This is a genomic window from Candidatus Diapherotrites archaeon (assembly GCA_040755695.1).
Classification (GTDB): domain Archaea; phylum Iainarchaeota; class Iainarchaeia; order Iainarchaeales; family 1-14-0-10-31-34; genus JBFMAK01.
Map to the genome: position 1 here is coordinate 1 of JBFMAK010000033.1, position 1,348 is coordinate 1,348.

Below are 1,348 nucleotides of genomic sequence, written 5' to 3' on the forward strand. Positions count from 1 at the left end.
GGCAGCTCCGCCAGAACTCCGGGAACTCGGGGAAGCCGCCCTCACGGGATGCCGCCGCCGAGCGCCAGCGCCAGGCCGAGCAGCGCCAGCAACGGGCCCAGGCCAAGGGCGGGGCGCAGCGCCGGCGGGGCAAGCAGCGGGGGGCCAAGGGCAAGGGACTGGAGATGTCGGCAACGCCCGACGAGGTGGTCGACCACCGGCCGGGCCGCTGCGAAGGCTGCGGCGCCGAGCTCGGCGAGGGCACGCCGAGCGAGTTCTCCGCCCGCCAGGTGGTCGAGCTGCCCGAGGTCCGCCCCGTGGTCACCGAGCACCGTTCCCACGCCTGCCGCTGCTCATGTGGCCACGTCACCCGGGCGCCGTTCCCCGCCGAGGCGCGGGCACCAGTCAGCTACGGGCCGCGGCTGCGAGCCGTCGTCGCCTACCTGCTCGGCCGCCAGCACCTGCCCACCCGCCGGGTGGCGGAGGCCATGTCCGACCTGTTCGGCGTACCGATCTCCACCGGCGCCGTCGACTCCATCTACAGCGAGGCGTCCCGCCGCCTGCTGGGCTTCATCGCCGCCCTCGTGGCGTTCCTGCGCACGCTGCCCGTGCTGCACGCGGATGAGACCACGGACCGGGTGGGCACCAAGACCTGCTGGATGCACGTGGTGTCCACCGCCATGTTCACCCTGGTCCACGCCTCGATGACCCGTGGAGGCGACGCCATCGACGAGGCGGGGGTGCTGCGGGGCTACCGGGGCGTGGTCGTGCACGACCGCCTGGCCATGTACTGGAAGCTGAAGGCCAAGCACGGTCTGTGCGGGGCGCACCTGCTGCGCGACCTGGCCGAGGTCGCCCTCGTCGCCACCCAGACGGCGTGGGCGGCGGGACTCGCCGCGCTCCTCGTCGAGGTCAACGCCGCCTGCGACGACGCCCGCCGTCGCGGGCTGAAACAGTTGGCCCCGGCTGCCCAGCGCGCCTTCGCCGGCCGCTACGACGCCCTCGTCGCCCAGGGGCTGGCCGCCAACCCCGACCCGCCCAACGGCCGCAAGCGGAGCTACTACGAGCGTCGCTCCCACAACCTCGTCGGCGCCTTCCGCGACCACCGCCGCCACGTCCTGCGCTACATGTACGACCTCGAGGTGGGGTTCACGAACAACCAGGCCGAGCGCGACCTGAGGCCCACGAAGCTGCACCGGAAGATATCGGGGTGCTTCCGCAGCCAGCACGGCGCCGAACGCTTCGCCCACCTACGCAGCTACCTGTCCACCACCCGCAAGCACGACGTCCCCGCCATCGACGCCCTCACCCGGCTCTTCAAGGGCGATCCGTGGATGCCACCCACGCCGCCAGCTACGTGAACACTTAC

The 1,348-nt window shown here is 72.7% G+C and carries 1 protein-coding gene; it reads left to right on the top strand.

The genetic code is table 11. From position 1 onward, the window contains the following. Positions 1 to 1,340: IS66 family transposase (locus AB1467_07495; GenBank protein ID MEW6296098.1), on the top strand; the 1,340-nt coding region annotated here is incomplete at its 5' end. Positions 1,341 to 1,348: the final 8 nt, after the last annotated feature.